Here is a 25,866-nt window from a genome sequence, read left to right on the forward strand (position 1 = left end):
CGCCCCCGAGCCTATGGTCGAGAAAATCACCAGTCGCGCTGGCGGCAACCCCTTCTTCGCCGAAGAGCTGGCCCGCAGCGTCGTCGAAAGCCTGCCCACCCCCGAAGCCCTCACAAGGGCCAGCAATGACAACCTGCCCGATACCATCAACGCCGTGCTAGCGCTGCGCCTTGCCCGCCTGAGCGACAAATGCCAGCAACTACTCGGCAAAGCCGCCGTCCTCGGAGGCTCCTTCGAATTCCAGGTCATCAGCGAAATGGAATCGCAGCTCCCCAACCACGAAGACATCGTCCTCGACCTGCTTGAAGAAGCCCTCACCTCCGGCATGCTCACCGAAGAAGGCACCGGCACCAAAATCACCTACCACTTCTGGCACCCCCTGCTACAAAACTATCTCTATGACCGCCTATCAGCAGCCAGACGTGCTAGCCAGCATAGGAGAGCCGCCGAAGTCTTTCGAAAAATGTACCAAAATAACGAAGAAAAAGGTGCAGCTACTATTACTAATCATCTTGTAAAAGGCGGGGCGGATAGTCAAATTATTGCTCAATATGCTGAACTAGCTGGGAATAATGCCTCAGTTCTTTCTTCATATCGTGAAGCTGAAAAATATTATCGTATTGCTTTTGATAATTTGGGGATTAATTATCCAGATTGGCAGCGTGTGTCTTTTCTTTTAGAGCGCCTTGGTGAATGTACAAGAATTAATGGTGAGTTTGAAGAAGCACGTCATTATTTTACTCAAGCATTAGAGATTCATTTTAATCATCGTAATATTAGCTCAGTTGAAAGCAAACAAGAAGCACAGGTACAAGCTATGCTTTTATGGGAGATTGGAGTAACTTGGTATAGCCAGGGAGAAACTGTACAATGTAGAGATTATATGGAGCGTGCATCTCAATTGTTGATAGATGCTGATCTTATGACTGGCATAGTATGGGCAAAAATAAAATTACAGCAAAGTTATGTGCTTTGGAGAGAAGGTAATTATAACCAAACTAAAGAGACTGCAAATACAGCTTTGAATATGTTATATGAAGTACTTGACAACCAAGAAATAGAAACAAAAAATCGATCTTATTTATCTCTATCTAAGAGGGCTTTAGAGCAGAATTCTGTCGACGTGGTGAGAATTTATACTTTATTATGTAACGTTGAGGCGTCCAGTGGCCATGTTAAAGAAGCACTGCTCTATCTTAATAAAGCTCTTTCTATTGCAGAGCGTTATAATTCTCAGAGGGAAATTGCTATCATCAGCTGTAATATGGGTGATTTATATTTAAGAACTGCTGATTATTCACAAGCTCAAGCAGCTTTTCGCCGATCTTTAAGTATTGCTGAAATTATAGGCGATTTGCTCTTGGAAATGTTTAATAAATTAAATATGGGGATTGTTGATACGCGAACAGGAAATCTGTCTGAAGCAGTAAAAGAAATTGAAGAAGTTGCAGATTTAAATAAAAAAATAAATGATCAATCATTAGTTTGCATCATTTATAATTATCTAGCATTGGCCTTTCTTGAAAAGGGCAATATCAAATCATCCAAAGAAGCGCTCTATCTGGCATTACTCAATGGAAGAAAAACTCGTATGGTAATTTATACAGGTTTATCGTTGGTAATATTAGGTTATCTTCGACTTGTACAGTCTAGAAGATCAAAAATAGAAAAACAAATCGATGAAAATTGTATTGAAAATAAAAAAACGCTTATAAAAGCAAAGAAAACCTTTAAACATGTGTTGGAATTAGAAGGAATAGAAGCAGAAACAAAGATAGAAAGTAGATTAGGATTATCTGAAGCTCTTTTGCAGCTTGGCGATATTGAAGGTGCATATATTCAGGCTTGTCAAGCTTTAGAAGAAGCAAATTTTTTTGAATTAAATTGGTTGATTGCTCGTTCTCAGCATGCTCTTGGAAATGTTTTTGCAATAAAGAAAGAGCATTATGAAGCCATTGAATGTTATGAGTCAGCGTTAAAATTTATTAGTAAAAGTAGTATGCGACTATATCACGGAAGAATATTGCGAGATTATGGCCTATTTTTGTTAAGACTATATAGAATAAGCGAGATTGAATTCCATAAAGGGAGGGAGTATTTAAATGAGTCTGCTCGGATATTTGAATCCAGTGATGCGGAATTGGATTTAGAGGAGTCTAATCATTATATGACAACATATTGTCTCGAAGCAGGAAAAAATCCTGGGAATACAAAGTGACTCGTGGAGATACTTACAAAGCAGTATAGCAGTGTGCACTTTGATTTTTAGACAAATTGAGGAGCGATATGCATATCGCTCCTTATATGATTCTTATTTCAGGTAATGCAACATCCAAAAATTTTGTGATGTCCACCTCATTTTGGTATCCCTACCCCAAATTTGTATGACCACCTTCTACCTTTGAAACCCTCAACCAATTAAGGTGTTCTTCTTGTCTTTTTGATAGAGAGGCAATACTGAGGATCATGGATAATATTGACCATGTTTCTTCATAGAGTCGTGTATATTTTAATCACAAGATGATGTAGACGCTGTTTAGAAAGCAAAACTTATGAGCGTGTTTCTAACAGAGCAATTTATAAGGATTTACACACTCATATAGTTTTTTATTGAGCTACTAAACAGAAACTTTGACAAGGAAGGGAAAAAACATGATGCTTGCAATTCGTAACAAACAGATGATGACTTTTATTGCTCTAATCGTGTTAACTTTACTTTTAATTGCCTTCATTATAGTTAGTGTCGCTCACATTAATATTGGACAAGCACTCCATATTATTCCAAGTGTTGCTTTTCCATACTTCTAAGAGAGATTAATATTCGCTCACATACGTAATACCGGACAAGCGGTCTTATTGTTAAGACGATTTGCGGTCATCATGTATTAAGTTGAAAGGAGCGTTTCAGATGTCTCATTTTGATTAGCAAGAAGTATAAATACATAGCCATAGATGAAGCGGCCCGCCGTGATCGATTGATCTAGAAGGTGGGCCTCTTACTGTTTTGGTGGATGGGGTAGATTGGGCTCGTTGTTTGTCGTCGACGAGCAGGAGTAACAGGGTGTCAATTTCGTGGTTGTGGTCGCGGTTGGCGAGGATCTCTACACGCAAAACTTCAGCTGGCAGGGCGAGGAGCATTTAAATTGGCCCAACTCCGGGACGCCAAATGCTTACATCATGACGTGAAAGCTCCCGAAACACGAAAAAGTGGCCATCATAACGCCAACGTCCCCTTAACACGAAACGAAACCCTGTAGGCGGCATAGGATTACGGCCTTATCACCCAGGCAACGCGAAAAAACCAGCAGTAATCCGGCCTTGGGCATGCCGCCCAGTTGGCGTATCACCCGTTCCTAAGAAACGTGTATGAAATGGTTTCGTGAGCGAATAATATAATATGGTAGCCAGCGTCTCGTACTATGGTAGCCGGCATTTCGTACGCGAAGTAAGCGGCATGCACAAGGCCGCACTGCTGAGTTTTCGTGTGGGTAGGGTTGAATGGGTCGCAGTGCTATGCCGCCTACGGGGTATCGTTTCGTGTTGGGGGGGCGTTGCCGTTATGGTGGGTATCGTTTCGTGTTGGGGGGCGTTGCCGTTATGGTGGGTATCGCTTCGTGTTTCGGGGGCCTTTTCGCAATTGCGGGGGCGTTTTTGTGTTGATTGTGGTATCAGGATAGCTATTTTGCGTGGATGCGGATCTTGAGCCCGCATCCATGCGTTAGCCGTTTAAGGTCGGGGGCCGTGGGCGCTTTTTTCGAGCAGCGGCGAAGATGGTGGGACCTGGTAGTGGGAGACGTCAGCGTAGAGTTCGATGGTGGGTACACCGTCCTCGATGACGACTTTGCTGAGCGAGGTTGGATGGATCACAGGTGGGTCCCAGAAGTGTGTCAGGGGTCGCTGCCCGAAGTCGTTTAGGATGGTTTTGAGGGTTACCGCGTGGGTGACGAGCAGGATGGTTTGGCCTGTATGGAGGTTGACCAGCTCTTCGACTTTGGGGAGCACACGTTGACGCACCTGGGCGAAGGTCTCGCCACCATTGTGGGCCTGGTAAAGCTGGGGCGCATTCCAGAAGGCAAAGAACTCATCCGGCTCTTGCTGCTCCAACTCAGTGGTCAGATGGCCCTCCCACGTGCCCAAACCAATCTCTTTTAGATCCTCGCTGGCGATGACAGATTGGTTACGAGAGCCACGAACAATCTCCGCCGTCCGATAGGCACGCATGCTGGAACTGGCATAGATGGCCGCGAAATCTACCGTGAGCAAGGCATCATGTAGCCACGTTGCTTGCCGCACACCCATATCGGTTAGCGGCGCATCCGCATGGCCCTGCATCCTATGTTCAGCGTTCCACTGAGTCTGACCATGCCGGGTTATATAAAGAATGGTTCTGTTGTTAGACATACCTTTAATTATTTCCTTTAGTGCACATAGAAAAACACCGGATCTCACCCCCGGTGCTGCAATAATCCTCTTCAATATAACACATGATTGGAGCTGTATGTCGCCGGGATGGGTAACCCAGGCCTGCCTGATGGGCACATAGAATGGCCTGGGTGCGATAGATAGAATTTACAGCGGATGATTGATCCGCAATTCTTGTTGAATAAATGCATGAATCGTTTGTATGGCTGCCCGATGGGATGTAGGGAGGGCTGGTAGGGCATCGTCGAGCATACGTTGGAGCAATTCGGCGTACAGGCTATTCATGTTCGCAGCGCTATATGGATAGAGATATCTGCTCCAATCCGTGGCTGCCGGCTCTTTATCTAATGCCTGATACTCCAGGATGCCCAGTTTTGGCTCTGCCTTTCCGGTCACTTGCTGGTGTATTTGTAGAAGGTAACGATCGACCTGAGAGCGATAAAATTTATAGGCGCTAAAATGCTTGCCGCGCTGGCGATATTTGGCATAGCGTAACGCGCCCAGATAATAATTATAAAGGGTCCGTGCTGGTTCTTCTAATCTGGGGGCTAGAAAATCAGTAGGATTATAAAGTAGCGGTAAACTGGTTTGATAAACACTGTGATAGCCATCAAAGGGTACTGTTGCTACAGGACTTAAAATAGTCACATCTAACTTCTGGTAGAGTGGATAATTCTTAAACAGCAGTGTATAAGCTGCTTCCCCGGATTCGATGCGGAGAGGATACTGTAGCAGAATATCACCTACCGGGACCAGTATTTGTTGAAGTTCCTCAATAGTTTGCTGGACATCCGCCGACACAACATGTAGATCTACATCTGAATACTGATCATAATTGCCATGACAGAAAGAACCAAAAGCCAGAATTTCCTGTACCTCTAAACGCTGACTGAATGCATTTACCGTATCTGTAAAAAGTTTATGCACATAATCCATGTTGCAGGTCCTCTTCTTCGCTTCATAAATAGCATACACAAAATAATTTCTCAGCCTGATTCTGATATATGCTATCACCTGGCTGCCTCATGCTGTTCGTGCCTGCGGCCCCTGACTGTTCGCGCTTGCAGCGCTCATCATATCTTTTATATGTTGTTGCAAAAGATGCGCAAACGCGCACCTTTTGCAACAACATATAAAAGATAGATTGGGGCGTCAGCGCCTCCTGGCTGGCCAGCCATTCCATGCATATTTCCGCACCACATCATAAGAACAGCTCAGGCGTGGTACGTGTGCGCGCAACATGATCTTTTTATTCATTCATTGAATAAATGCAAATTATTCAATGAATGAATAAAAAGAGGACCAGGAGTAATTTTTATGCCTGAACAAAAACTGAATAATTTTTGCATAGAAATTCACCCTTAAAAGGATTGATAAGCGAGGATATAAAGATGTATAAAGATATCCATAGAAGCATTTATGGAATTTCATGGAGATAGCCATTTTTCATGAACGGAACCCCGCCAATGCTGTGGCTGGTTCAATGAACGAACCGCAAATACACATGAATATCTGGAAGAATAGTTATCAGCTATCCCGATGACGGGTTATCCTGATAATGCGAAAGGAATCGTTTTGATGAGGAGATCAACAAACCGCCTTACACGTTTGCTGGTAGCGGGTATGGTCGTATTTACCGCCGTACTTTCACTACTCTTTTTGCTCCCCGCTGCCAGAACCTCTACTGCCCATGCCTCGATCAGCGGATTTGTAACGCGCTCTGGTTCGCATTTGCAGTTAAATGGTAGTAATTTTCGTTTCGCGGGCACCAATATTTACTGGCTGGGGCTCGATGAAAACGTTGGTGGGGTAAACTATCCCACGCAATTTCGTGTCGATGATGCACTGGCCACCGCGCAAGAGATGGGAGCCAACGTCGTACGTTCCCACACATTGGGCATCTCTACTGGTTGTAGCCTCTGCGTCGAACCCTCGCTGGGCGTATTCAATCAAACCGCTTTACAGCATATGGATTACGCCATCAAAGCGGCAGGTGACCATGGCATTCGGTTAATTATCCCCTTCACTGATAATTATCATTACTTTCATGGTGGAAAGCACAACTTCACTGACTGGCGTGGTATCTCGGACGAGAATCAATTTTATACGAACAGCACCGTCATCGGAGACTTCGAGCAATATATCAGCACCTTATTGAATCATGTTAATACCTATACCGGAGTTGCCTGGAAGGACGATCCCACCGTCATGGCCTGGGAGACAGGTAATGAGATTATCCCTCCTGATAACTGGACCGAAACCATTGCTTCTTATATCAAAAGTGTTGATCACAATCACCTCGTACTTGATGGTCATAGCGGGCCAGCCAGTTCAGAATATTCCCTGCCCGACGTTGACATGTATACCATGCACTATTATCCAATGAGCGTCTCCTGGCTGCAATCGTACGCCCAGGCTGTAAGCGCTGCTGGCAAAGTATTCTACGTTGGCGAATACGGCTGGAATAGTGGCGATCCCCTCAACACCTTCCTGAGTGATATAGAGAACAGCAATACCGCCGGTGACACCTTCTGGTCCCTTTTCCCGCATGCCGACACATCTGGATATGTACAGCACAACGATGGTTATACCCTGCATTATCCTGGTGATGATTCAAATATGCGCTCGGCGGCCCAACTCCTGCGCACCCACGCATACAAGATGCAAGGGCGCTCCGTGCCGCCCGATGGCACTCCTCCGGCTCCGTTGATTACCAGTGTGTCGGGAAACCAGATTGCCTGGCGTGGTTCTGCCGGTGGCGATACCTATTCAATCGAACGTGCGAGCAGCAGCAATGGTCCCTGGACCGTCGTCTGTAATCGCTGTGTGACAGATAACAACGCACCCTGGACCGACTCATCGCAGCCTGGTAGTGGCCCAATCTTTTATCGAGCGCGCGCCTACAATCTCTCTGGTGGAGCGGGTAGCTACTCGTTGATATGGCAGGTTGGCGTCGGCAACATCTCCGGTGGTGGCGGCGGATCTGGCACGACCGTTGTTGATAACCTCAACGATTTTAGCAATATTGCCGCCCATTCAGCCAATCTAACCTTTGATGGGACCAATACCCAATACTTTAATAACGACCAGTCGCGCCTGACGCGTAGCGCCACCTCAGCCGAGTGGGCGGTCTGGCAATTAAGTGGCATGACCTCGTTCCAGGCCGATACCTACTTCTGGCCCGGCCAGACAGGGGTGAGCGACTTCCAATTCTTTGTCTCGGCAGATAATAAGACCTATACTGCAATTAGCCCGCAGGTTAGCAATCTGGGTGGAAACTGGACACACATCCAGTACACACTGAGCGTGCCCAATGGAACGAACTATGTGAAGGTGGTCTTTCCTACCAATGCCACTAATGCATGGGATCCTCAGATCGCGCAGGTAACCTATACCGGAAGTGGCACCACTGGTACGCCGACACCAACCCCGACCAGCACGCCAACCAATACACCCACGCCGACACCAACCAATACGCCGACACCCACGCCAACGCCAACCAGTACACCGATTGCTGGAGGTAGCTGTAGCGTTGCTTATAGTATCACCAATCAGTGGTCAGGTGGTTTTAACGGCAATGTAAACATTACAAATACAGGTTCAACTACCATCAACAACTGGACCCTGGTCTTCTCGTTCCCGAGCGGCCAACAGGTGACCAGCGGCTGGAATGGCACCTTTAGCCAGCAAGGAGCGCAGGTGACGGTAACAAATGCCAGCTATAACAGCTCGATTGCTGCGGGGGCATCGACCAGTATTGGCTTTAGCGCTTCCTTTACTAACAACAATAATAATCCCACAGCCTTTACACTCAACGGATCATCCTGCACAGTATCGTAATCCCGCGCCCAACATATGAGGTCTAGGAACTCATAGTAAAGGCGGGTTGGACAGCGATGAAGGTATTGCCAACTATTGAAGTATCTCAATACCTTCGTCGCTTGTACAGTATAATGTTTCATTTTCCTGGTAAGGAGAAATGATGAAAGATAGAAAATCTATTCGCTTCGTCGTCAGTACCCTGGCTATCTGGCTAACCTGTTGCCTGGTAGGTGTTTTATTTGTAAGCCTCCAGGTCACACATGCCGCAGCGGCATACTGCCAGGCAACTTATGCCGTGACCAATCAGTGGTCAGGTGGTTTTAACGCAAATATTACTATTCAGAATACCAGCGCCAGCGCATGGACGAACTGGACCCTCAGTTTTGCATTTCCAGCTAGCAACCAGACTGTCACGCAGGGGTGGAACGGCACTTTTACCCAGTCCGGACAGCAGGTAAAGGTCGTGAATGCCAGCTATAATGGGAACGTTGCGGTGAATGGGACAGTTGTACCAGGTTTCTCCGCGAACTCAGATGCCAGTAATCCCATCCCCACCTCTTTTAGCGTCAACGGCAATCCCTGTAATGGAGGCAGCGGAGCGACCCCAACGCCCACACCTGGCATAACACCAACACCTGGAACGACACCAACACCAACGCCAACGCCCACACCGGGACCTGGTTCTTTTGTGCCGGTCGTTACACCCACATCATTGACGCTCACTGGAAGCCATACTGGCAACGCTACCTGGTTCTCCGCGCTGGGCTCCCCTTATGGTGGATGTGGTGTGCCCCAGGCTAACCTGGACTCGCAGAATTTCGTCGCCATGAATGTGCAGACTACACCGGGAGATTACAACACATATCTCACTCGTCCTATCGGGGCGCAAGATGCCAGTAAGATTGGCATGTTTAGCAACGGACTTAATTGTGGACGCTGGGTACGTGTAACCATTGGCGATTTCTGTACTGGCATCAACGATGGTGCCCAGAATATGCCTTTCTGTCGTAATGGAAATTGGATCACGGATAAGTATAATGGTGCGACACTCGACATGCTGGTGGCCGATAGTTGTCAGGACGGAAACGCCTGGTGTCGTGACGATCCCAATCACCTGGACCTGGCACAGAACTCGCTGAATCAGTTTGCCCTCAACGGGCAACCGGTTGGTGACATGTATCCCAATTCCTGGAAAAATCGACAGATTAACTGGCAATTCATTCCGGCGCCCAACTACAGCGGGGATATCCAGATTGGATTTTTGCAGGGTGCCAGTCCATACTGGTCTGCCATCTCAATCAATCACCTGGCTAATGGCATTCACGGTGTGGAATATTATCAGAACGGCTCCTGGGTCAATGCATCCATGGATAGTGATCTGGGGCAGGATTATATCATACTCCCAACCAGCTCGGGTGGGAATAATTACCAGATCAAAGTCTTTGATGCTTCGAACCAGCCCATTAATAATGGTCGCATCTATAACTTCTCGTATCCCAGTAGCTGCGGCTCATCGTGCTCATCCGCATTGGTCACCGTTCCATATACCACCACGCAACCTTAGCACGGCAGTGTACAGTTCGAGCAGATAGACACTATACTGACGCTGACCTTTTGATCGATGGTGAGCTGACAGGAAACCAGGAGTTTTCTGTCAGCTCACCATTATTTTTGCCCCTGGTACAGGGGAACTGTCCGGGCCTGGAATGTAGATTGGGGGTGGTTATGGGCGAATAATATCCATGATAGCTGTTTAAAACTTATGGTACAATAGATATAAGTGGATACCGCGCTTGCACAAAAGGATTTGCATATATGCTCTTACCACAAAAAAGTAGCCCCTCGTTGAGGGTCAGTGAGACTGGCCAGACCATGACCGATGAGGGCATAACCCCTAAAGTTGCTGCTCGCCGTGGTTTACTCCTTTTCTTTCTTCTCCTGCTTATCTGTTCCGGGCTCGCGGTCTGGTTCGCCCTGGCTACGCAGAGTGTGATTAGTAGCTTCTTCCTGATGTGGTCACCAGGTTGCGCGGCCATACTGACGCGCTTGATTCTGGGCGAAGGTTGGCGCGATGTCTCTTTCCATTTTGGTGGTCGCCGAACCTGGATCGCGATTGCGGTCGCTATACTGGCGCCGCTGGCTGTAGCGCTGGTGGCCTATGGCCTGGCCTGGTCAACCGGGTTGGCACAGCTCATTCCTTTTCGACCATCTGTGAGCCTCGGTTTTGCCATCACGCTGTTTGGAGCCCATGCCGCCTGGCCGCTCACCCTGCTATTGATCGTTGCCTTTTTTGCGGCCGAGCTTGTCAACGCAACTGGCGAAGAGATCGGCTGGCGCGGCTACATGCTGACCCGCTTGATCGACGCCGGAGTACCACAGCCTGTTCTGGTGAGTGGACTCATCTGGTCCCTATGGCACTGGCCGCTGATCTTTCTGACCGCGCCCGTGATGGGATGGCCCGTCGTACTCTCCGCCTGTATTTTCCTGGTCACCATCACCAGCCTGGGTTGCCTGGAAGCGCGTTTACGCCTACAAACCGGCAGCCTCTGGCCGTCTGTCGTTCTCCATGCTGCCTGGAACAGCTTTATTGTCGAGATCTTCAATTCTCTAAATCGTGATGGCGACACCTCCCACTGGACAAGCGAGTCCGGCATTCTGGTTGCGGCCCTAATGGTCGTGCTGGCCTGGCTCTTTCTCAGAGGTAATTGGAAAAGGCGGCGCTACGTAGAATAAGCTACCTTGCTGCATCCTTATCAGCGCCTATCTTTATAGCATATAAGCGGCTTTTAATTATTATTCATGACATGGATGTATTTAAATGGCTTAAAAGGTCGCTAAAAATGACGATATTTTTGATCACAGGACGAGTAATTTAGTATATAATTTGTTTTGGTATGTATGAGTATATCGATATGTGTTTTTAGAATAAGAGAATGTAGAATAAGTTTTTCAACTGCAATTTTGGGGCCTATGTCCTTTAGGGGGAAAGCGGGGTGCAGGGGCGGCAGCCCCTGACGGAGCGCGAGGTGTCCTCGCCACCCACCCTCTCCGTCCTTCCCCCGGAAGGACGGAGAACCCAATTTTTTGCAGGCTACTGTTTAGTTAAATGACATGACTAAAAATCAGGAGGCAGGTTCAATATGAAGAATAAAATCTTGCGTCTTCTGCTAACCGCTTTTTTTGCGGTCTCTATTGCTAGCGTCTTTTTGCTGGCTGATAATGCAACTACACAGGCCCAAACTAATGCTGTGAATCCTGGAGGAGGCAATGTAGGAACACTGACACCTACCGCGACCTGTACTACGAATACAGGTAGTCACCAACAACCGACCGACACACAAGGCAATCACCAGCAACCGACCGACACGCATGGCAATCACCATCAACCTGTACCGGCTGGCGCTGGCGCTGGCGTTGGAAACGCTGGCGGCAATGTCAGTGGTCAGAGTAGCGTAGGAAGTGCCGGAGGGAACGTCAGCGGTCAGGGTGGTGTAGGAAGTGCTGGCGGCGGGAATAACGGTCAGGGTGGCGTTGGAAATCCTGGCAGGAGTGTTAGTGGCCAGAGTAATTGTGGTGCTGGTATTAAGGTTGACAGGCCAGTGCCAACCCAGTGTGGTGGCGAGAGCTGTAATGGCCTGGACCCCACCCAACTTAAATGTAATCTGGCTGGTATTACCACAAAGACTCTCACGGTGACCGATTATGAAGGATATGTGATCGGCACTGTTGCCAATGTACATTCCAGCAGCTGTAATGCTAACTGGACCGAAGCAACTATCACCTCTACACGTGCCACTGGTGTTGCTATCATGGACATCACCAAGAACGCGCAGCAGCAGACGGAATATACCTGTTTCCCTGGAACAGACTATAGTGTCAATCAGAATGTGAACTGTCCTTCTAGCACAAGTAACGCTGCATATTATAATGGTAGCACCGGCTGGCCCGCCGTTTCGAATATGCTGGCAGGCCCTAATGTCATTAATGCTTGCGCCTTCTTTACTGACCTGGACCAGGTGCGCTATCAAGCATGTATTAACAATCAATAGCTAATAAGCGATATTGCACGTGGAAGATGGACGTCATCGTTTCTGAGCTCCACTGCCTTCTAAACGACATGGATGAGGACCTTATATTGAGCGACCTGGCAACGCTTATGGCTAGTTGGCCAGAAATTGCTGATATAGGCGCAGCAATTTCTGGCTCTCTTTCTCCCAGCAGAGATCCTGTTGGGCTGCCTGGAGAGCGTTGGCGCGCATGCGGGCCAGCTCATCGGGCTGGCTGAGCATAGTATTGATGGCCATCCCAACATCAGCCGGGTCCATTGAACGCACAATATTGCCTACATCATAGGTGGTCAGGATCTCACGCACCGCTTCAAGAGGGGATGAGAGTACTGGCAGACCGGCCTGAATATATTCAAAGAGCTTGTTAGGCAGGCACGTACGCATATTACGCGTGTAATCCAATGGGATAATGGTCAGGCCGATATCCGCCGATGCCGTCCAGCTGAGTAAATCTTTATAAGGAACGGGCGGGATAATTTTGATATGCTCATGCACCTGTTGCAGCGTAATGAGTTGCGCCAGTTCCATGCGCGTCGTACCAATATTTTGTCCCATAATGACAATGACATTCTCTGGTTCCAGATAGGCGGCTGCCCGCACCAGGCGCTCCAGTCCACGGTCAGGTTGTATGTTTCCCTGATACAGGGCGATGCGTGAATTTTTAGGTAGATTCAGGTGTTGACGTAACTTATTTGTTTTCACGGTAGTATGATAAATGGGTACATTACGTAACAGGATAATTTGTTGAATGCGATAGCCGCTGTAATTCCTGCACAATCGGAGGTGATACTGTGATCACAGCCGCGCAACGCGGCAATATATATTTTAAGCAACATTTCATAAGGGCATAAAAGACGCGCCGACTCTTCTTCATCGCCGCCAGAGGCATATCCTGCAGTGGCAGCTCGTAGGCCTCAAAAATCAGCGGCTTACGTCGTACCAGGGCAGCCACGTAGCAGGCGGGTAAGGCAGTTAATTCGCAGGCATGATAGATGTCCGCCGACAATTTCAACAAGGCGATAGTGCTACGAATGAATACAGTAAGAGCTTTAAACCAGCCATGTTGCTCAAAGCGTGTACGCTTAAATTGTTGATTAACAGCGATATGCTGAATTTGATAAGTATATGGCTCAAGTAGTGGTTGGTGATTTGTCGTAGCGACATCCACCACCGTCACCTGGCAGCCCGCAGCAGCCAGGGTGCCAGCATTGCGTTGCAGGCGTACATCGGAATGAATATCCCTGACCACATGCACACATACATGCAGCGAAGCTGGAAGCTGCAAATCCTCCACATAACTTTTCTCATTTGCAGGAAAAATCATCTTCATCGGTCTGTTCCTTTCCCGCCTGCGGCGAGGGGGATTGTTCGCATTTTATAAGCTCTCAAAGAATGTGCCAGACTCTTATCTTACCGGGACGCTTGAGCGCTCTCACACAGGCGTCCGCATGCGCGGCCGCGCTGGCTTTCTATGTTGGTGCAACAGGAGCGCGGATGCGTCCCTGTTGCACCAACATAGAAACGGCTTTTTGAGCACCGCAGGTGCGAAAACTCGTGCAGGCCGCGGGCGATGATCATGAGAGTCTGACACTCTCAGAGAGGATATGTACGTCATGACCTCGCCTCTAATTTAACGTATACGTACACGTATACGTTAAATTAGATAGCGTTATAAGCGTGTGGATAGTAGCGTAAAAGCGCTTGAGTGCTCTTACCGGCCACATAGTCTGATATATATGTTTAATGGTGCAGGATCGTTTCAGGTAATAATTTTTGTAGCTGTACATTAAGTTGATGGGTTAATTGCGTATAGTCAAAGTGAGACTTTACATAAGTCCGGCCATTGCGACCCAGTTGCTCGACCACTTCGGGGTGGGTATAGAGATAATAGACTGCTGATGCCAGTGCTTCGGCGTTTTCTGGTTCGCAATAAAGGGCGGCCTGTGCCTGTTGCACGGCAACCTGGCGCGCTTCACCGTTGAGAGCCAGTATTAACGGGCGCCCACTGGCCATGGCCTCGAACATCTTCATCGGTAACATACCTTCAAAGATGGGAAGTTTGCGTGTATGGGCCAGGCAGACATCGCTGGCTGCGAGCACAGTCGGCATCAGCTCATGTGGAAGGGGATCGAGAAAATGCACATTTGACAGTGCTTTATGACGGGCCTGGCTCAGGAGGGCAGCCTTTTCTGCTCCATCGCCAACCAGCACAAAGCGAATGGCCGGATAGCCACGCAAGCGGTCCGCCGCCTCCAGTATGGTACTGAGACCATGGGTCAGGCCATGCGTACCGGCGTAAAGGATAATAAAGGCCTGCGGCCACCCTAATTCCTGGCGTGCCATAGTCTGAGAGGAAGGAGAGAAACGCGCTGTATCGACGCCATTGGGAATGAGAAAGATTTTTTCTGGTGCCAATCCCCACTGAATAAGTTTAGAGCGCATATCCGCAGTCACCGCCCATACCAGTCTGGCTTTTCGATAGGTTGACCACTCCAGCCAGCGGGCCAGCTTAATCAAAAAGGGATTGCGTACAGCGCCGAGCTGGATGGCTGATTCGGGCCAGAGATCCGCTACCCAGAAGATCAGCGGTATGCGGTAGCGCCAGTTTAGCAGGTGGGCCGCGATCACATTGAACAAGGGCGGAGATTCAACGATAATCAGATCCGGTATGCCAAGAACTTTGAGGCTAAGCAAAGCTGCCAGGCAACCAAAGGACAGATAGGAGCTGATGCGCTTAAAGAAGCCGCGATTTGGACTGACATAGCTCCACGTACGAATGATCTCTACCCCATCGATATTTTCGGTTTGAAGCAGGCGTCCGCGATATTGTTGTGGCACGATACCAGTGGGATAGCTAGGAAATGTCGTCAGGATAGTAACTTTGTGTCCGTAATTGCTGAGGCGTTTAGCTGTCTCTCCCACACATACCGCTGCCGCCGCCTTTTCGGGATAGTAATAACGTGAGATAAAAAGAATATGCATTCCACCACCACCTTTTACAACCATAAGTGTCGCTGTGTTCCATCTCTTATAACGCATGAGCTAGTGGAATTTATGATATGAGTAGCGCTAATAGCTAGATGGAGCTAACAACAGCATAGGAAGAAAAGGTGGTGAGTCGGGGATGGAGCTTTGAATTCCCCCGACTCCTGTCTGGAAGCTATATTATTGTTGGATGGGTGGCGCGAGGAGAAGTACGGATGGAACTTGTGTGGGGGCCGCCAGGCGCAGGAACGCATAACCAATGCCAGCCAGGCCCGTCAGCAATCCCGGCGTTTCGAGTCCCCATGGCACACCAGTGATCCAACCTTGCTCAGCTATACTTTGCAAGAGCATCGCAGCCAGGCGCTGAATATCTGCTTGATATTTATCTGTGGCCAGTAGTTGATCAGCAGAGAGTAAGATATCCAGATTGCCTAGATCGCCATGGCAGAGGGAATGGTTCGCGCCAAAGCCATGCGCCAGCGTCGTTTCCAGGGCCGCCTCTATTTCTTTGTACATGGAGTTGGTGGGATAGGATGCCAGCGAACCCAGGCGCGCAAGGGCGATACCAGCGGCCCCATGGCACCAGGAGACCATATACGCTGGTTCTCCCTCATTGCTATTGGGTTGTTCAGTGTTGGTTCTGGTATTTTTTCTGCTGTTGCGCAGGTCATGCCAATTTTGTTGCTGCGATGAATAATGGGCCGTTTCATACTCTACCGCAGCCAGGGCTGCAGTCAGGAAGCGCTGCTCACTACTGATCGCATAGAGTTGAAACAGGCTCAACGCAATCCCTGCATTACCATATGCAAAACCTGTCAGGGGCACCTGCTTATCATCAGTGCTCCAACCTGCCCATCAGGGTGGAACGCATGTGTTTGAGTAGATGTTCACCGCACTCAATCGAGGCCTGTAAAATGGCCTGGGTCGGTTTGACTTTATAGAGTGCCAGCAACGTTAACAGACAGCCAGCTGTCCCACTATTGACATCAAATGCAGTCTCTTGCGCAATGATAGGTGATAGTTGTTGAACAAGGTACTCCGCCTCTACATATAACTGGTCATCTTCCCACAATGTACCTAACTGGGCGAGTAGATAGATGAACGAGCTCAGACCAATAAAGGCCCCCAGTCCGTATAGATCTATTTGTGCTGCATGGCTATGAATTTTCCGGCGTGTGGTCTCGAACGCTTTGCGGGCCAGGGTGGTATATTGCTCGCTGCCAGTTTGCTTTCCAAGGTAGGCCAGGAAGAGAGTAATACCGGCCGTTCCATTGTATAGATCCGCATCGGTAAACACCACCTGCCATTCCTGTTCGCCCGCCTCAATCAACTCCAGCCACTCGACCATCTCGGCACTATGCAGGGCGGTCGCAATTAAACGATCCCCAATTGCGCGCGCCTGTGATAAGTACTGCTCCACCGTTGCATCCTGTGTGGTAGCATGCAGGCGCACCGAACGCACTACCTGCTGATCCAACACTGGTGCAAGGCTGGCAAAAGCCGCCTGGATTAGCCATTCCTGTTGTGACAAGTTCTTATCATCCATAGAGTGAATATGGCGGATAGCCACATCCATGCCAGTTTCTTCAAAGAAATCCGCAATAACCTCACCGTGACTGCTGATAAGATCGTGGAGGCTGGTCGAGTTGTAAAAAGAGGAATATCCGCCCTCAACAGATCCTGGTGTTCCAGTGGGATAACGCGGGCCAGGTGAGCATCTTGCTCAATATTGATCCACAAACGATCAAAGAAACGATCTCTATCCAGTGCGTCGCGCAGGATATCGGGATGGAAACTATTACTGACCAGGATACCATAGTAGCCAGTAGCCCGGACCAGGCAGCGTATCTCATCATTGGCAAAGCGTGGTAGTACCTTATTGAGCAATTCCTGCCGATGTTGTCTCAACAATTGATAGACAGTGCGAAAGCCAGTAAGAATTGAGCTATGGAACGCATGGGTATCAACTTCTTGATCACTCAAGGTTGGACGATGATCTCCTAATTTAACCTCTACATGTTCAAGCCGCATCTGCATCGTATCGGTACCTACATCCGCCCAACGTGTCACCGGTGTTGGCGTCAATTGTCCAGCGGCCCCACCCAGTCCACTGATATCGATCCCTTCATTGTGGTCATTGCCCCAGATACGCTGAGGCAGCAGACCGATACGTAGCACCGAATAATCCAATGCTCGCACGGCTGGTGCTTGCTTCTGCCACTCTATCTCATTGCGCATATAGGGATGAAACAGAGCTTCGAGATCAATCAGAATGGGATATTCACCGGCTGCGATGATATTTTCTGCATGAAAATCGGTGGCGGCCAGTGCATGTAGCAGAGCCAGGTAACCTCCCTGGCGCTCATAAAAGCGCTGCACCTGTTCTGGTGAAGTACAGGATTGTGGTGCAATAAACTCGACCCATCCATGAGAAGCCTTCTGTACAGATTTAATCGTGCGGAAACCAGGCTGGTAACCATGTTCATTCAGCCAGCTCAATAGCTCTTGAAAATGAGCATCGACCGCCAATGAGCGCGGCTTATAGACCAGGTGGAAGCCCGAGCTCCATACCAGTATCGCGACACTACGACCTTTACGATGTGTGTCCCCCTGTCCCGAGCGTACCTCAACCAGCCATCCCAGATTATCCGGCGTATTCAACGTGGCTTGAATTTCTGGCCAATCATCGCAGAGTCGTGTCAGCAGCTCTAGCTCATAATCCACCCACATATCGATGGCTTCAACCAGCAGCCGGGCCAACACCACATATTCTTCAAGCAGCTGGAGCATGTTCTGTGGCTGACTGAGTTGCTGGATAAAATGCTGAAAACGCTGTTCCGCCGTCTCACCTTGCAAACGTCCCTGCATGCGCGCCACGTGCATCTCCAGGACCAGTGCCTTCACCATCTTTGGTAGCAAACGATCTGGCATATGTGCCAGGAGGAGAGGAAGCACGTTATCGGAATCGAATGGGAGGTAGTTATACATCTGAGATAATTCCTGGATACCTTTTTGTAGACGTATCAGCCCATCATTGATCAAAGGTTCAATGGTATCCAGAAATGCCCGGTATTGTTTGGTCTTTGTTTGAGCTTGAAGGCTTGTAAGAGCGATTGTTCTGGTCTGTAACGTTTAAATGTATCAATCAGCGTGGCTAGCCAGGGTAAAGAAGTTGCTTTAGCCAGGCGCGCCTGGAGAGCTTCAGGTGTTTCGGCTAATAAGTTTAGTAGATCTTCTTCTGTAAGGGTAGCGCTGGCCAGGCGCTGGGAAAAGTAGTCTGCTCTGGAGAAAGGCGACTGTTCCTGCCAGCGCTGGAAGCGTTTGCGAGCCATTTCGCTTTGCGACCCTGCTGTCGCTGTCGACACGTCCTGGCTATTGTCAGGCAACAAAATCGCGCGCTCAGTTAAACTCAAAGCTCGATACCACACAGCACTATAACTATCTTGCTGCTCATTGGTCTGCAAAATTTGTTTCATGATAATTTCTATTCCCATCAAAAAATTCGGACAATATCGCTTGAGATGAGCTCCTATTATGCATAGGTGTAACTCTATGGATATAGAGTTTTTAATTGGAGTCGGTTCCTGGCAAATAGCTGGTGGGTGCCGCACCACCACAGAGTGCAGTGCGACACCTGATCAAAATGTTGACCTTGCAAAACTGTATTTGTTTTGCTTTACTGCCTGGCTGTTCGTAAGTAGGCAGTAAGACGTGTCAATTAATGGCTAGCAAACGCTGCAGGAGACGTATCCTGTGTCACAGCAGCTTGCGCCTGAATATGGGGTAGATGCGCCACTATCATAGACATATGAGAGATGCCAGCTGCCTCCCTGATAGCCAGTTGAAGGAGCGCTTGGCTGAGGGTAGCCGACGCTGCCAGTGCTGGTGCCACTGCCGCTTGTGCAGCAACTGCCGAGGTTCACATTGATGCCACAACTGCTAGAAACATTACCACCGATGCTGAAAGCACCAGTTACGCTGGCCAGGTCATTATCTGTTAATTCCAGGGCACCAACAGGATTCTCAGGAAGCTGAGCGAGCTCCTCGCTGGTGAGGGTTCCCCGATACTGGGCATCTTTCCAGGCGCGTGCAATGTCGATATTCATAATATGTTGTGTCCTTCCGTTCTAAAAATTCTTGTTTACAGGTATCTTGCTTGCGTAGCCTTTAAAATGATGACGGGCACTTGCAAGCTATAAAGGTGCAACTCACACATTGCATTTTGTTGGCAGAATGAGTGAATAACGATTATTGGTAGCAACCACTACCACTGTGTTCGTTATCACCGAATGATGATAACCTTGCTGTGTCTAAAACAGAGTATCTCTTCTCTTCTTAAGACCACTGTTTGATACATTTGTGTTTCCTGAGAAGCAATTATTTAATTGCTTCTCAGGTTCGCACCGGCACCGCCAGAGCTTAAGCAAGCAATCGAGAAGTAAAAGATTCCGTTATTAGCAGACCTCGCAGCCACCGACGAATGGGTAGCCGTAGCCACCAACGAATGGGTAGCCGTAGCCGCAGCCCTCGCCAATGAATGGATAGCCATAACCAAAGCCGCCCTCAAAGCCGCCATAGCCATAGCCATAGCCATGATGGAAATGATGGAAGTCTGGTCCGAAGAAGGCTCCGTTAACATTTTCCAGATCAGAGTCATTCAACTCTATCGCGTTTGTTGTGTTTTCTGTGTTCATGATGTGTTGTATCCTTTCTCTCTGCATGTTGCAAAGACTGAATTTATCGGTACCGTACAAAATTTACTAAGAGATACTTGAAGCCAAACTAGCGATTCGCGATTACTTTAATAAGAGTTTCTTTATCGCTAAATACTGCTTCTCGTATTGAACTCCGTTTTCTAATTCGCGATCTCGGTACCTAAATGCATTATAAAAATCCATAAAACAAGCATACAGAGAAAACAAAGCTAAAATTTAAAGAAAATTAACAATGTTGTTTGTATGTAATATTATGTCTAGTCATAATGAAGAAGATTTTAATACTTATTACGAGCATTATTTATTGCTAAGACAGTTTCGACTGCTAATATGAACTTATTTATGTTCAGTTATATTTTATTTTATGAATATCGCTGAAATCCGTAAAATGAACAAAATTTACTAAATAGTAACTATAATTGTTATACAAGCGTTATTTGTATGAACGCTTATACTATATAGAGCGGCTAGTTTATAGAGTATGGAATAGTGGTGGATTGTAGATATGTCGACATCTTCGCAAATCTTCAGGGATGAGGCCATAAAGCATTATAAGAGGAGGAAAGACAAAACAACCCTACCTCGTTTTATGGCTTTTCCGGTAACGTTCTTATTATGGGGCTTGTTCGGGTTGGCCCTGCTGGTGGGTGGTATTGCCTGGAGCGATCAGATCCCTATCTATGCGAGCGCGCCAGGAATTATCCTGGACCAGCATAGCACGGCCGCAGCTGATCAACACGATACGGTGGCTGCGCTTTTTTTTGCGGCCGGTCAATTTTCAAAGGTCAAGGTAGGTCAGCGGGCAGTGGTGCATATTGGTGCATCTAAAGAAGAGCTTGCCAGCCAAATCATCAAGATTGAGCCTGCGGTTGTCAGTCCAAATACGATTTATCAACGCTATGGATTTGTAGCGCAGGTTGTCACTCAGCCATCGATTGTGGTGCTGATACAACTAAAAAATATTCCAACTGCCACCTATGCAGGCAGTATGATCGTGGCCAATGTGCAGACAGGGTCGCAACGTATCATTTCGATGTTGCCGGGTCTGGGTAATATTGTGGGGGGTAGATTATGGATGCCAGCGAACAAAAGACACAGGTTCTAGCCAAAGAAGGGGGAAAAGAAAAAAAAGAAGCTGCATATTCAAGACGCTCGATTGTCAATAAAATATTGAAGAAGCGCGTTCCTGTTATGTTACAGATGAGCGAGGTTGAGTGTGGTCTGGCCTGTCTGGCTATGGTTCTGAGTTATCATGGTCGCCAGACGACCATTTCTGAGTTACGTACAAGCTATGGTGCCAGCCGAGATGGTGTCTCGGCGCTAAGCCTGGTCAAAGCGGCCCGCAACATGGGTATGATCTCGCGGGCGCTCGCGTTACAAAAGAACGATTTTAAAGATGTTGCCCTGCCTGCTATTATACATTGGGAGTTTAACCACTTCATTATTGTGGAGCGTTGGACTCCTGAGCAGGTGACGGTGGTTGATCCTGCCAATGGTCGCAGGCAGATGACCGCAGAGGAATTCAATGGGGCTTTACCGGTATCGTGTTGATGCTGGAGCCTGGCATGAATTTTCATCGCCGCAAAATTACCTCATCGCTTTCTTTAAAAATGTATGCAATTCAGGCTATCCAGCAGGCTCCAGGGCGCTGGTGCAGGTTATCCTGGCCTCTATCTTGCTGCAGGCTATTGGTCTGATTCCCCCCATTTTAACGCAAACGGTAATTGATAAAATTATCCCTTTTCATCTCACCAGCGCCATGACGTTGTTAGGTGCTGGCATGCTTATGATGCTCTTCTCGCAGGGTTTCATTACGCTGCTAAGAGAGTGGTTACTCATTTATGTGCGGGCCCGTATTGATACACACATGATGCTTAGTTTTTTTGAACACTTATTACTTCTACCTTATAGTTTTTTCCAGCAGCGTTCCACTGGAGACCTGCTGACGCGTATGGGCAGTAATACCATAATTCGGGATACGCTTAGTGGTCAGGTGATCTCAACCTTTCTGGATGGGAGTATGGTTATTCTCTACCTGGCTATTCTGCTATTAGAGGCACCTACCTTTGGCTTGTTGGCGCTTGTCATCGGATTCCTACAAGTGATCCTGATTTTGTGCGTTTACCGTACAATTGCCAGCCTGGCGGCCCAGGAACTGACTGCACAGGGCAAATCACAGGGCTATATGGCTGAGGCCCTGGCGGGTATTGCCACCTTGAAAGCGGCCGGCGCCGAATATAGTGCCCATGATCGCTGGACCAATTTATTCTTTGATCAACTAAATATCTCTACCCGTAGAAGCTATATATCAACTATTGCCAGTACTATATTACTGCTCTTACGAGGCTTTGCCCCCATGGCCCTCCTCTGGGTTGGAGCTACCCAGGTGCTCAATGGGACGCTCTCTGTGGGTACCATGTTAGCCTTAAGCTCGCTGGCGACCTCGTTCCTCTCGCCTCTGTCATCCCTGGTAAGTAGTGGGCAGCAGCTGCAAATCGTACAGGCGCACCTTGAACGCCTGGGTGACATCATGACTGCTGAGCCAGAACAACATGCTCAGATTGTGAAATCGCCTCCTAAACTGGCTGGCTATATTCGACTGGAGAACGTTGGCTTTCGCTATTCTCCTGAGACTCCTCGGGTACTGCACAACATTAACCTCCAGATTGAGGCAGGTCAGAAAGTCGCTATTGTCGGGCGTACCGGATCAGGCAAAAGCACGCTGGGAAAACTCCTGCTGGGTCTGTATATTCCAGGCGAGGGTCAGATTTATTATGATGGGATTCCATTGCAGGCATTGCAATATCAGGAAGTACGAAGGCAATTTGGGGTGGTCCTGCAAGAATCGGCCATCTTTAGCGGGACCGTCATGGAAAATATTCTGTTTAACAATCCACACATGGACAAGGACTATGCGGTGCGCGCCGCACAGATGGCCTCTATCCATGATGATATCGTCAGGATGCCACTGGGCTATGAAACTCCTGTCGCTGAGGGCGGAAGCGCCTTATCGGGCGGCCAGCGTCAGCGCCTCTCTCTGGCGCGCGCTATTGCTCACAATCCAGCCATCCTTTTGTTGGATGAAGCGACCAGTAATCTGGATGTGGTGACCGAACAGATGGTGGCCCAGAATCTGGAGGCATTGCCCTGTACCCAGATTATTATTGCGCATCGCCTGAGCACAATTCGCAACGCTGATCTGATCCTGGTGATGGATCAGGGGACTATTGTGGAGAGTGGTTCGCATCAGGATTTGTTGTTGAAAAATGGTTTTTATACCAATCTTATTAAGCAGCAGATGGAGAAGAAGTCGCCGCGTCCTCTTTTGCGGAAGTTTTGATTTTTCTTTTTTGTTGGGTACGTGCGCATGCGCGCCCGATCTGAAGAATTTAAAAGGCTGGTTGAACGGGCGCCCGGCGCCCGTTCAACCAGCCCCTCAAATTAAGGGATGAGGCAAGAGTGCAACCAGCCCCTCAAATTAAGGGATGAGGCAAGAGTGCAACCAGCCCCTCAAATTAAGGGATGGGGCAAGAGTGCAACCAGCCCCTTAAAAGGCGCTCAAGAAGTTTTCTGATGTAGTGCAAAAATTGCGCTTTGCGCAATTTTTGCACTACATCAGAAAAAAAGCGCGGGCGCGCCAGCGCACGTCCGTACAAGGACGGCACGCTTCCCATGATAATGGGAGTAAGGCACATTCTTAAATTCTAATCAAACATGTTGTGTGTTCTGCTTGGCGGGCTGGTTGTTTGAGGCCTGTTCTTTTTTCAGGCGGTGTTTGTATTGTAGGTTAGTGACCCAGCGATATAAAAAGATCAATAAGAATAGCCATAAGGTTCCTGAGAGGTAGCCACCAAGTACGTCGCTGAGCCAGTGTTCGCCTTCCAGTACGCGTGAGTAGCCAATGCCTAGAATGGCCATGGCGGCGAAAATCTGGAATGGTAACAAGATCCAGTGATAACGCCATTCACGCACCTGTTTGGTGAAAGTAATGTATAAGAGCGAGCCATAGAAGACGACGTCATGCTCGGTATGGCCGGATGGGAAACTATTATATGTCAGGGGTGTATAGACGTGAATCAGCTTGGGGCTTGGGCGCGGCCGTACTACCAGGTCGGCGATTAAGATGTTGATACTGTTGCCAACGCCAATAGTCAATAGAAAGAAAAAGGCGTCCTTCCACCAGCGAATAGCTAAAAAGAAGATGAATACAACTGTAGTCTCAACGATTGAAGGTGGAATATCATTGGCCGTACTGAAGAAAGTCAATAATGAAAGCATCCAGGGCCAATAATGAATAGACTGAACCGCACGTGAGAAGGCTACTTCTCCCGGTAATGGTCCCTTATGCAAATGCAGATAATAGGCAGCCGATAGCAGGACACATAGGCCAATAATCCAAAGGATTCTTTCAATGATACGCCGAATATGGGTATCATGCCGATCCTCGCCGCTAGCCGTCCTTTCTGCAAGATGGGGGTCGGTCCCTGTTTGTCCGACCGTGTTGATCGCATCGGGCATATGGTTCCTCCATATTTCTCAAAATGATGTTAATTATTGTTGTACACGTCTGTCCGATTGAGTGAGATGCAAAAAACGCTTATCGTAGCAGAAAATAATGTTTTTTTTGCGGCCTTCATGGATATTTTGACAGTTTAATACAGGAATTTTATGTAAAAAATGAGGATATAGAAAATGGAATTGTGTTGCCAGAGATTGTATGATGTGGATGTGGAGTTAGAAAATACTTATTTGTGTAAGATCACAGAAATGTGTTATAAAAAGTGATTCAAGCTATATTGTTTAAATAGAGAGGCTCCAGTATGTATATCTGAGTTTCTCCATCCTTCCGAGAGAAGGACGGAGAGCCCGCAAATGCTATGGTTCTTTTGGGTGATAAATGCATATTTCTTTTGTTTCTGACTCACCATAGATTAAAGTATATTGTACGTGTTTTTCCATTGCCATAAAGAACAGCTTATCTCTTTGATCTAATGGATGGATGTCATCGAACATTTCACTGTACATTGAATGTAAGAAAAAGAAAGGTTTTGCATCATGGTCTATCGTGAGGATGACTCATACTATCTTTCATCATTGAACGATGGTACTATGATGGATATTGCTATGCCAGGGGTAAAAGAAGATACTGATAGTGCTATCGTGCACAGTATGCAAGGCGCTCTCTATTATTACTTGCATGTCTATCGTGACGCTATTGATGAATTCACTTCTGCGATAGAGATATATATGCAGCGTCCAGAAGAGCAAGATAAACTGATCGATTTATATCGACAGCGAGCTGAAGCTTATCGTAAACTTGATGAGCATGCCAATGTGGTCGCGGATTACACGCACGCATTGAAGTTAGATCCGCAGCGGGCGCATTTTTATTGTAGCCGAGGCGTTGCGTACAAGATGCTTGAGCAATATGAGCAGGCGCTGGCCGACTATACCACAGCTATGCAGGTAGCCCCTACGCTGGCTGAACCCTACTATTGCCGTGGAATTTTGTATAGCGTGGTTTTTAAAGAGCCAGAAAAAGCTATCACGGATTATAGTCAGGCCTTAGAGCGGGAACCTGCCTTTGCGCAAGCATATATGAATCGTGGCCATGACTATCTTTCTTTGCAGTTATACGAACAGGCATTGGCAGATTATAGCCAGGTCATCCATTTGCAGCCTCAACTGGCTGTTGCTTACTATGAGCGAGGGGCCGTATATAAATCTTTAGGACAACAAGAGCAGGCAGCAGAAGATTATCAACGGGCTCTCGAACTTGATCCCGCGCTAGAAAAGCTGAAGAATTATCTATAGGATTGAAGGGATTGGATCAAATGGTTCAAGCTGCTTGATCC

The 25,866-nt window shown here is 47.9% G+C and carries 21 protein-coding genes; 9 read left to right on the forward strand and 12 right to left on the reverse strand.

Features of this window, described 5'->3' with window-relative positions:
- Positions 1–13: 13 nt before the first annotated feature.
- Positions 14–2,218 (forward strand): tetratricopeptide repeat protein, encoded by a 2,205-nt coding sequence (locus tag EL645_RS34105; protein ID WP_126556908.1) that lies wholly within the window; start codon positions 14–16, stop codon positions 2,216–2,218.
- A 1,508-nt stretch (positions 2,219–3,726) separates the two neighbouring features.
- Here EL645_RS34105 and EL645_RS34110 read toward each other — a convergent pair.
- The gene (locus EL645_RS34110; RefSeq protein WP_126556909.1) at positions 3,727–4,401 is read right to left on the reverse strand and encodes a histidine phosphatase family protein; all 675 of its coding nucleotides are present in this window, start codon (positions 4,399–4,401) and stop codon (positions 3,727–3,729) included.
- 168 nt (positions 4,402–4,569) lie between these two features.
- Entirely contained in the window at positions 4,570–5,358 is a 789-nt protein-coding gene (locus EL645_RS34115) for a nucleotidyltransferase domain-containing protein (RefSeq protein WP_126556910.1), read from the reverse strand.
- Between the two features lie 642 nt (positions 5,359–6,000).
- Here EL645_RS34115 and EL645_RS34120 point away from each other — a divergent pair.
- The 4 genes from EL645_RS34120 (at position 6,001) to EL645_RS34135 (ending at position 12,293) form a co-directional block, all read left to right on the forward strand.
- The gene (locus tag EL645_RS34120; protein WP_246035665.1) at positions 6,001–8,262 is read left to right on the forward strand and encodes a cellulose binding domain-containing protein; all 2,262 of its coding nucleotides are present in this window, start codon (positions 6,001–6,003) and stop codon (positions 8,260–8,262) included.
- A gap of 139 nt (positions 8,263–8,401) precedes the next feature.
- Positions 8,402–9,808, forward strand: a complete 1,407-nt coding sequence (locus EL645_RS41765) for a cellulose binding domain-containing protein (protein ID WP_218032181.1) — start codon at positions 8,402–8,404, stop codon at positions 9,806–9,808.
- Between the two features lie 251 nt (positions 9,809–10,059).
- The gene (locus tag EL645_RS34130; protein ID WP_126556911.1) at positions 10,060–10,977 is read left to right on the forward strand and encodes a CPBP family intramembrane glutamic endopeptidase; all 918 of its coding nucleotides are present in this window, start codon (positions 10,060–10,062) and stop codon (positions 10,975–10,977) included.
- A gap of 407 nt (positions 10,978–11,384) precedes the next feature.
- Positions 11,385–12,293, forward strand: coding sequence for a hypothetical protein (locus tag EL645_RS34135; protein ID WP_126556912.1), 909 nt, complete (start codon positions 11,385–11,387; stop codon positions 12,291–12,293).
- A 111-nt stretch (positions 12,294–12,404) separates the two neighbouring features.
- On the opposite strand, the gene EL645_RS34140 is transcribed toward EL645_RS34135, so the two are convergent.
- The 9 genes from EL645_RS34140 to EL645_RS40115 form a co-directional block, all read right to left on the reverse strand.
- A complete protein-coding gene (locus EL645_RS34140) occupies positions 12,405–13,013 on the reverse strand; it encodes a glycosyltransferase (protein WP_161977919.1) in 609 nt (202 codons plus the stop codon).
- A 22-nt stretch (positions 13,014–13,035) separates the two neighbouring features.
- Positions 13,036–13,641 (reverse strand): glycosyltransferase, encoded by a 606-nt coding sequence (locus EL645_RS34145; RefSeq protein ID WP_126556914.1) that lies wholly within the window; start codon positions 13,639–13,641, stop codon positions 13,036–13,038.
- 410 nt (positions 13,642–14,051) lie between these two features.
- Positions 14,052–15,317, reverse strand: coding sequence for a glycosyltransferase family 4 protein (locus tag EL645_RS34150; RefSeq protein ID WP_161977920.1), 1,266 nt, complete (start codon positions 15,315–15,317; stop codon positions 14,052–14,054).
- A 159-nt stretch (positions 15,318–15,476) separates the two neighbouring features.
- Positions 15,477–16,121, reverse strand: a complete 645-nt coding sequence (locus EL645_RS44755) for a lanthionine synthetase LanC family protein (protein ID WP_126556916.1) — start codon at positions 16,119–16,121, stop codon at positions 15,477–15,479.
- A 10-nt stretch (positions 16,122–16,131) separates the two neighbouring features.
- Positions 16,132–16,827, reverse strand: a complete 696-nt coding sequence (locus tag EL645_RS44760) for a lanthionine synthetase LanC family protein (protein ID WP_161977921.1) — start codon at positions 16,825–16,827, stop codon at positions 16,132–16,134.
- Positions 16,806–18,338 carry a type 2 lanthipeptide synthetase LanM gene (gene lanM / locus EL645_RS34165; RefSeq protein WP_161977922.1) on the reverse strand — a complete coding sequence of 511 codons (1,533 nt, stop codon included), beginning with the start codon at positions 18,336–18,338 and terminating at the stop codon, positions 16,806–16,808. The genes EL645_RS44760 and lanM overlap by 22 nt, the downstream gene beginning before the upstream one ends.
- A complete protein-coding gene (locus EL645_RS34170) occupies positions 18,335–18,772 on the reverse strand; it encodes a hypothetical protein (RefSeq protein WP_126556919.1) in 438 nt (145 codons plus the stop codon). The genes lanM and EL645_RS34170 overlap by 4 nt, the downstream gene beginning before the upstream one ends.
- A 249-nt stretch (positions 18,773–19,021) precedes the next feature.
- The gene (locus EL645_RS34175) at positions 19,022–19,402 is read right to left on the reverse strand and encodes a mersacidin/lichenicidin family type 2 lantibiotic (RefSeq protein WP_218032182.1); all 381 of its coding nucleotides are present in this window, start codon (positions 19,400–19,402) and stop codon (positions 19,022–19,024) included.
- 348 nt (positions 19,403–19,750) lie between these two features.
- A complete protein-coding gene (locus EL645_RS40115; protein ID WP_126556921.1) occupies positions 19,751–19,990 on the reverse strand; it encodes a hypothetical protein in 240 nt (79 codons plus the stop codon).
- 526 nt (positions 19,991–20,516) lie between these two features.
- Here EL645_RS40115 and EL645_RS34185 point away from each other — a divergent pair.
- From EL645_RS34185 to EL645_RS34190, 3 genes are read left to right on the forward strand one after another with little or no spacing between them, the layout of a single operon-like run.
- Complete coding sequence (locus EL645_RS34185; RefSeq protein WP_136625344.1) at positions 20,517–21,116, forward strand: hypothetical protein; 600 nt, start codon at positions 20,517–20,519, stop codon at positions 21,114–21,116.
- Positions 21,083–21,562 carry a cysteine peptidase family C39 domain-containing protein gene (locus EL645_RS41770; RefSeq protein WP_218032183.1) on the forward strand — a complete coding sequence of 160 codons (480 nt, stop codon included), beginning with the start codon at positions 21,083–21,085 and terminating at the stop codon, positions 21,560–21,562. Before EL645_RS34185 ends, EL645_RS41770 begins: the two co-directional genes overlap by 34 nt.
- Positions 21,537–23,351: a peptidase domain-containing ABC transporter gene (locus EL645_RS34190; protein WP_218032184.1), complete on the forward strand. Its 1,815-nt coding sequence runs from the start codon at positions 21,537–21,539 to the stop codon at positions 23,349–23,351. Before EL645_RS41770 ends, EL645_RS34190 begins: the two co-directional genes overlap by 26 nt.
- A gap of 368 nt (positions 23,352–23,719) precedes the next feature.
- Here EL645_RS34190 and EL645_RS34195 read toward each other — a convergent pair whose 3' ends face one another.
- The gene (locus EL645_RS34195; RefSeq protein ID WP_126556923.1) at positions 23,720–24,529 is read right to left on the reverse strand and encodes a phosphatase PAP2 family protein; all 810 of its coding nucleotides are present in this window, start codon (positions 24,527–24,529) and stop codon (positions 23,720–23,722) included.
- A gap of 537 nt (positions 24,530–25,066) precedes the next feature.
- Between EL645_RS34195 and EL645_RS34200 the strand changes: the two genes are divergently transcribed.
- The gene (locus tag EL645_RS34200; protein ID WP_126556924.1) at positions 25,067–25,825 is read left to right on the forward strand and encodes a tetratricopeptide repeat protein; all 759 of its coding nucleotides are present in this window, start codon (positions 25,067–25,069) and stop codon (positions 25,823–25,825) included.
- The last annotated feature ends 41 nt before the right edge of the window (positions 25,826–25,866 follow it).

It is taken from the genome of Dictyobacter kobayashii (assembly GCF_003967555.1).
Lineage (GTDB): Bacteria > Chloroflexota > Ktedonobacteria > Ktedonobacterales > Ktedonobacteraceae > Dictyobacter > Dictyobacter kobayashii.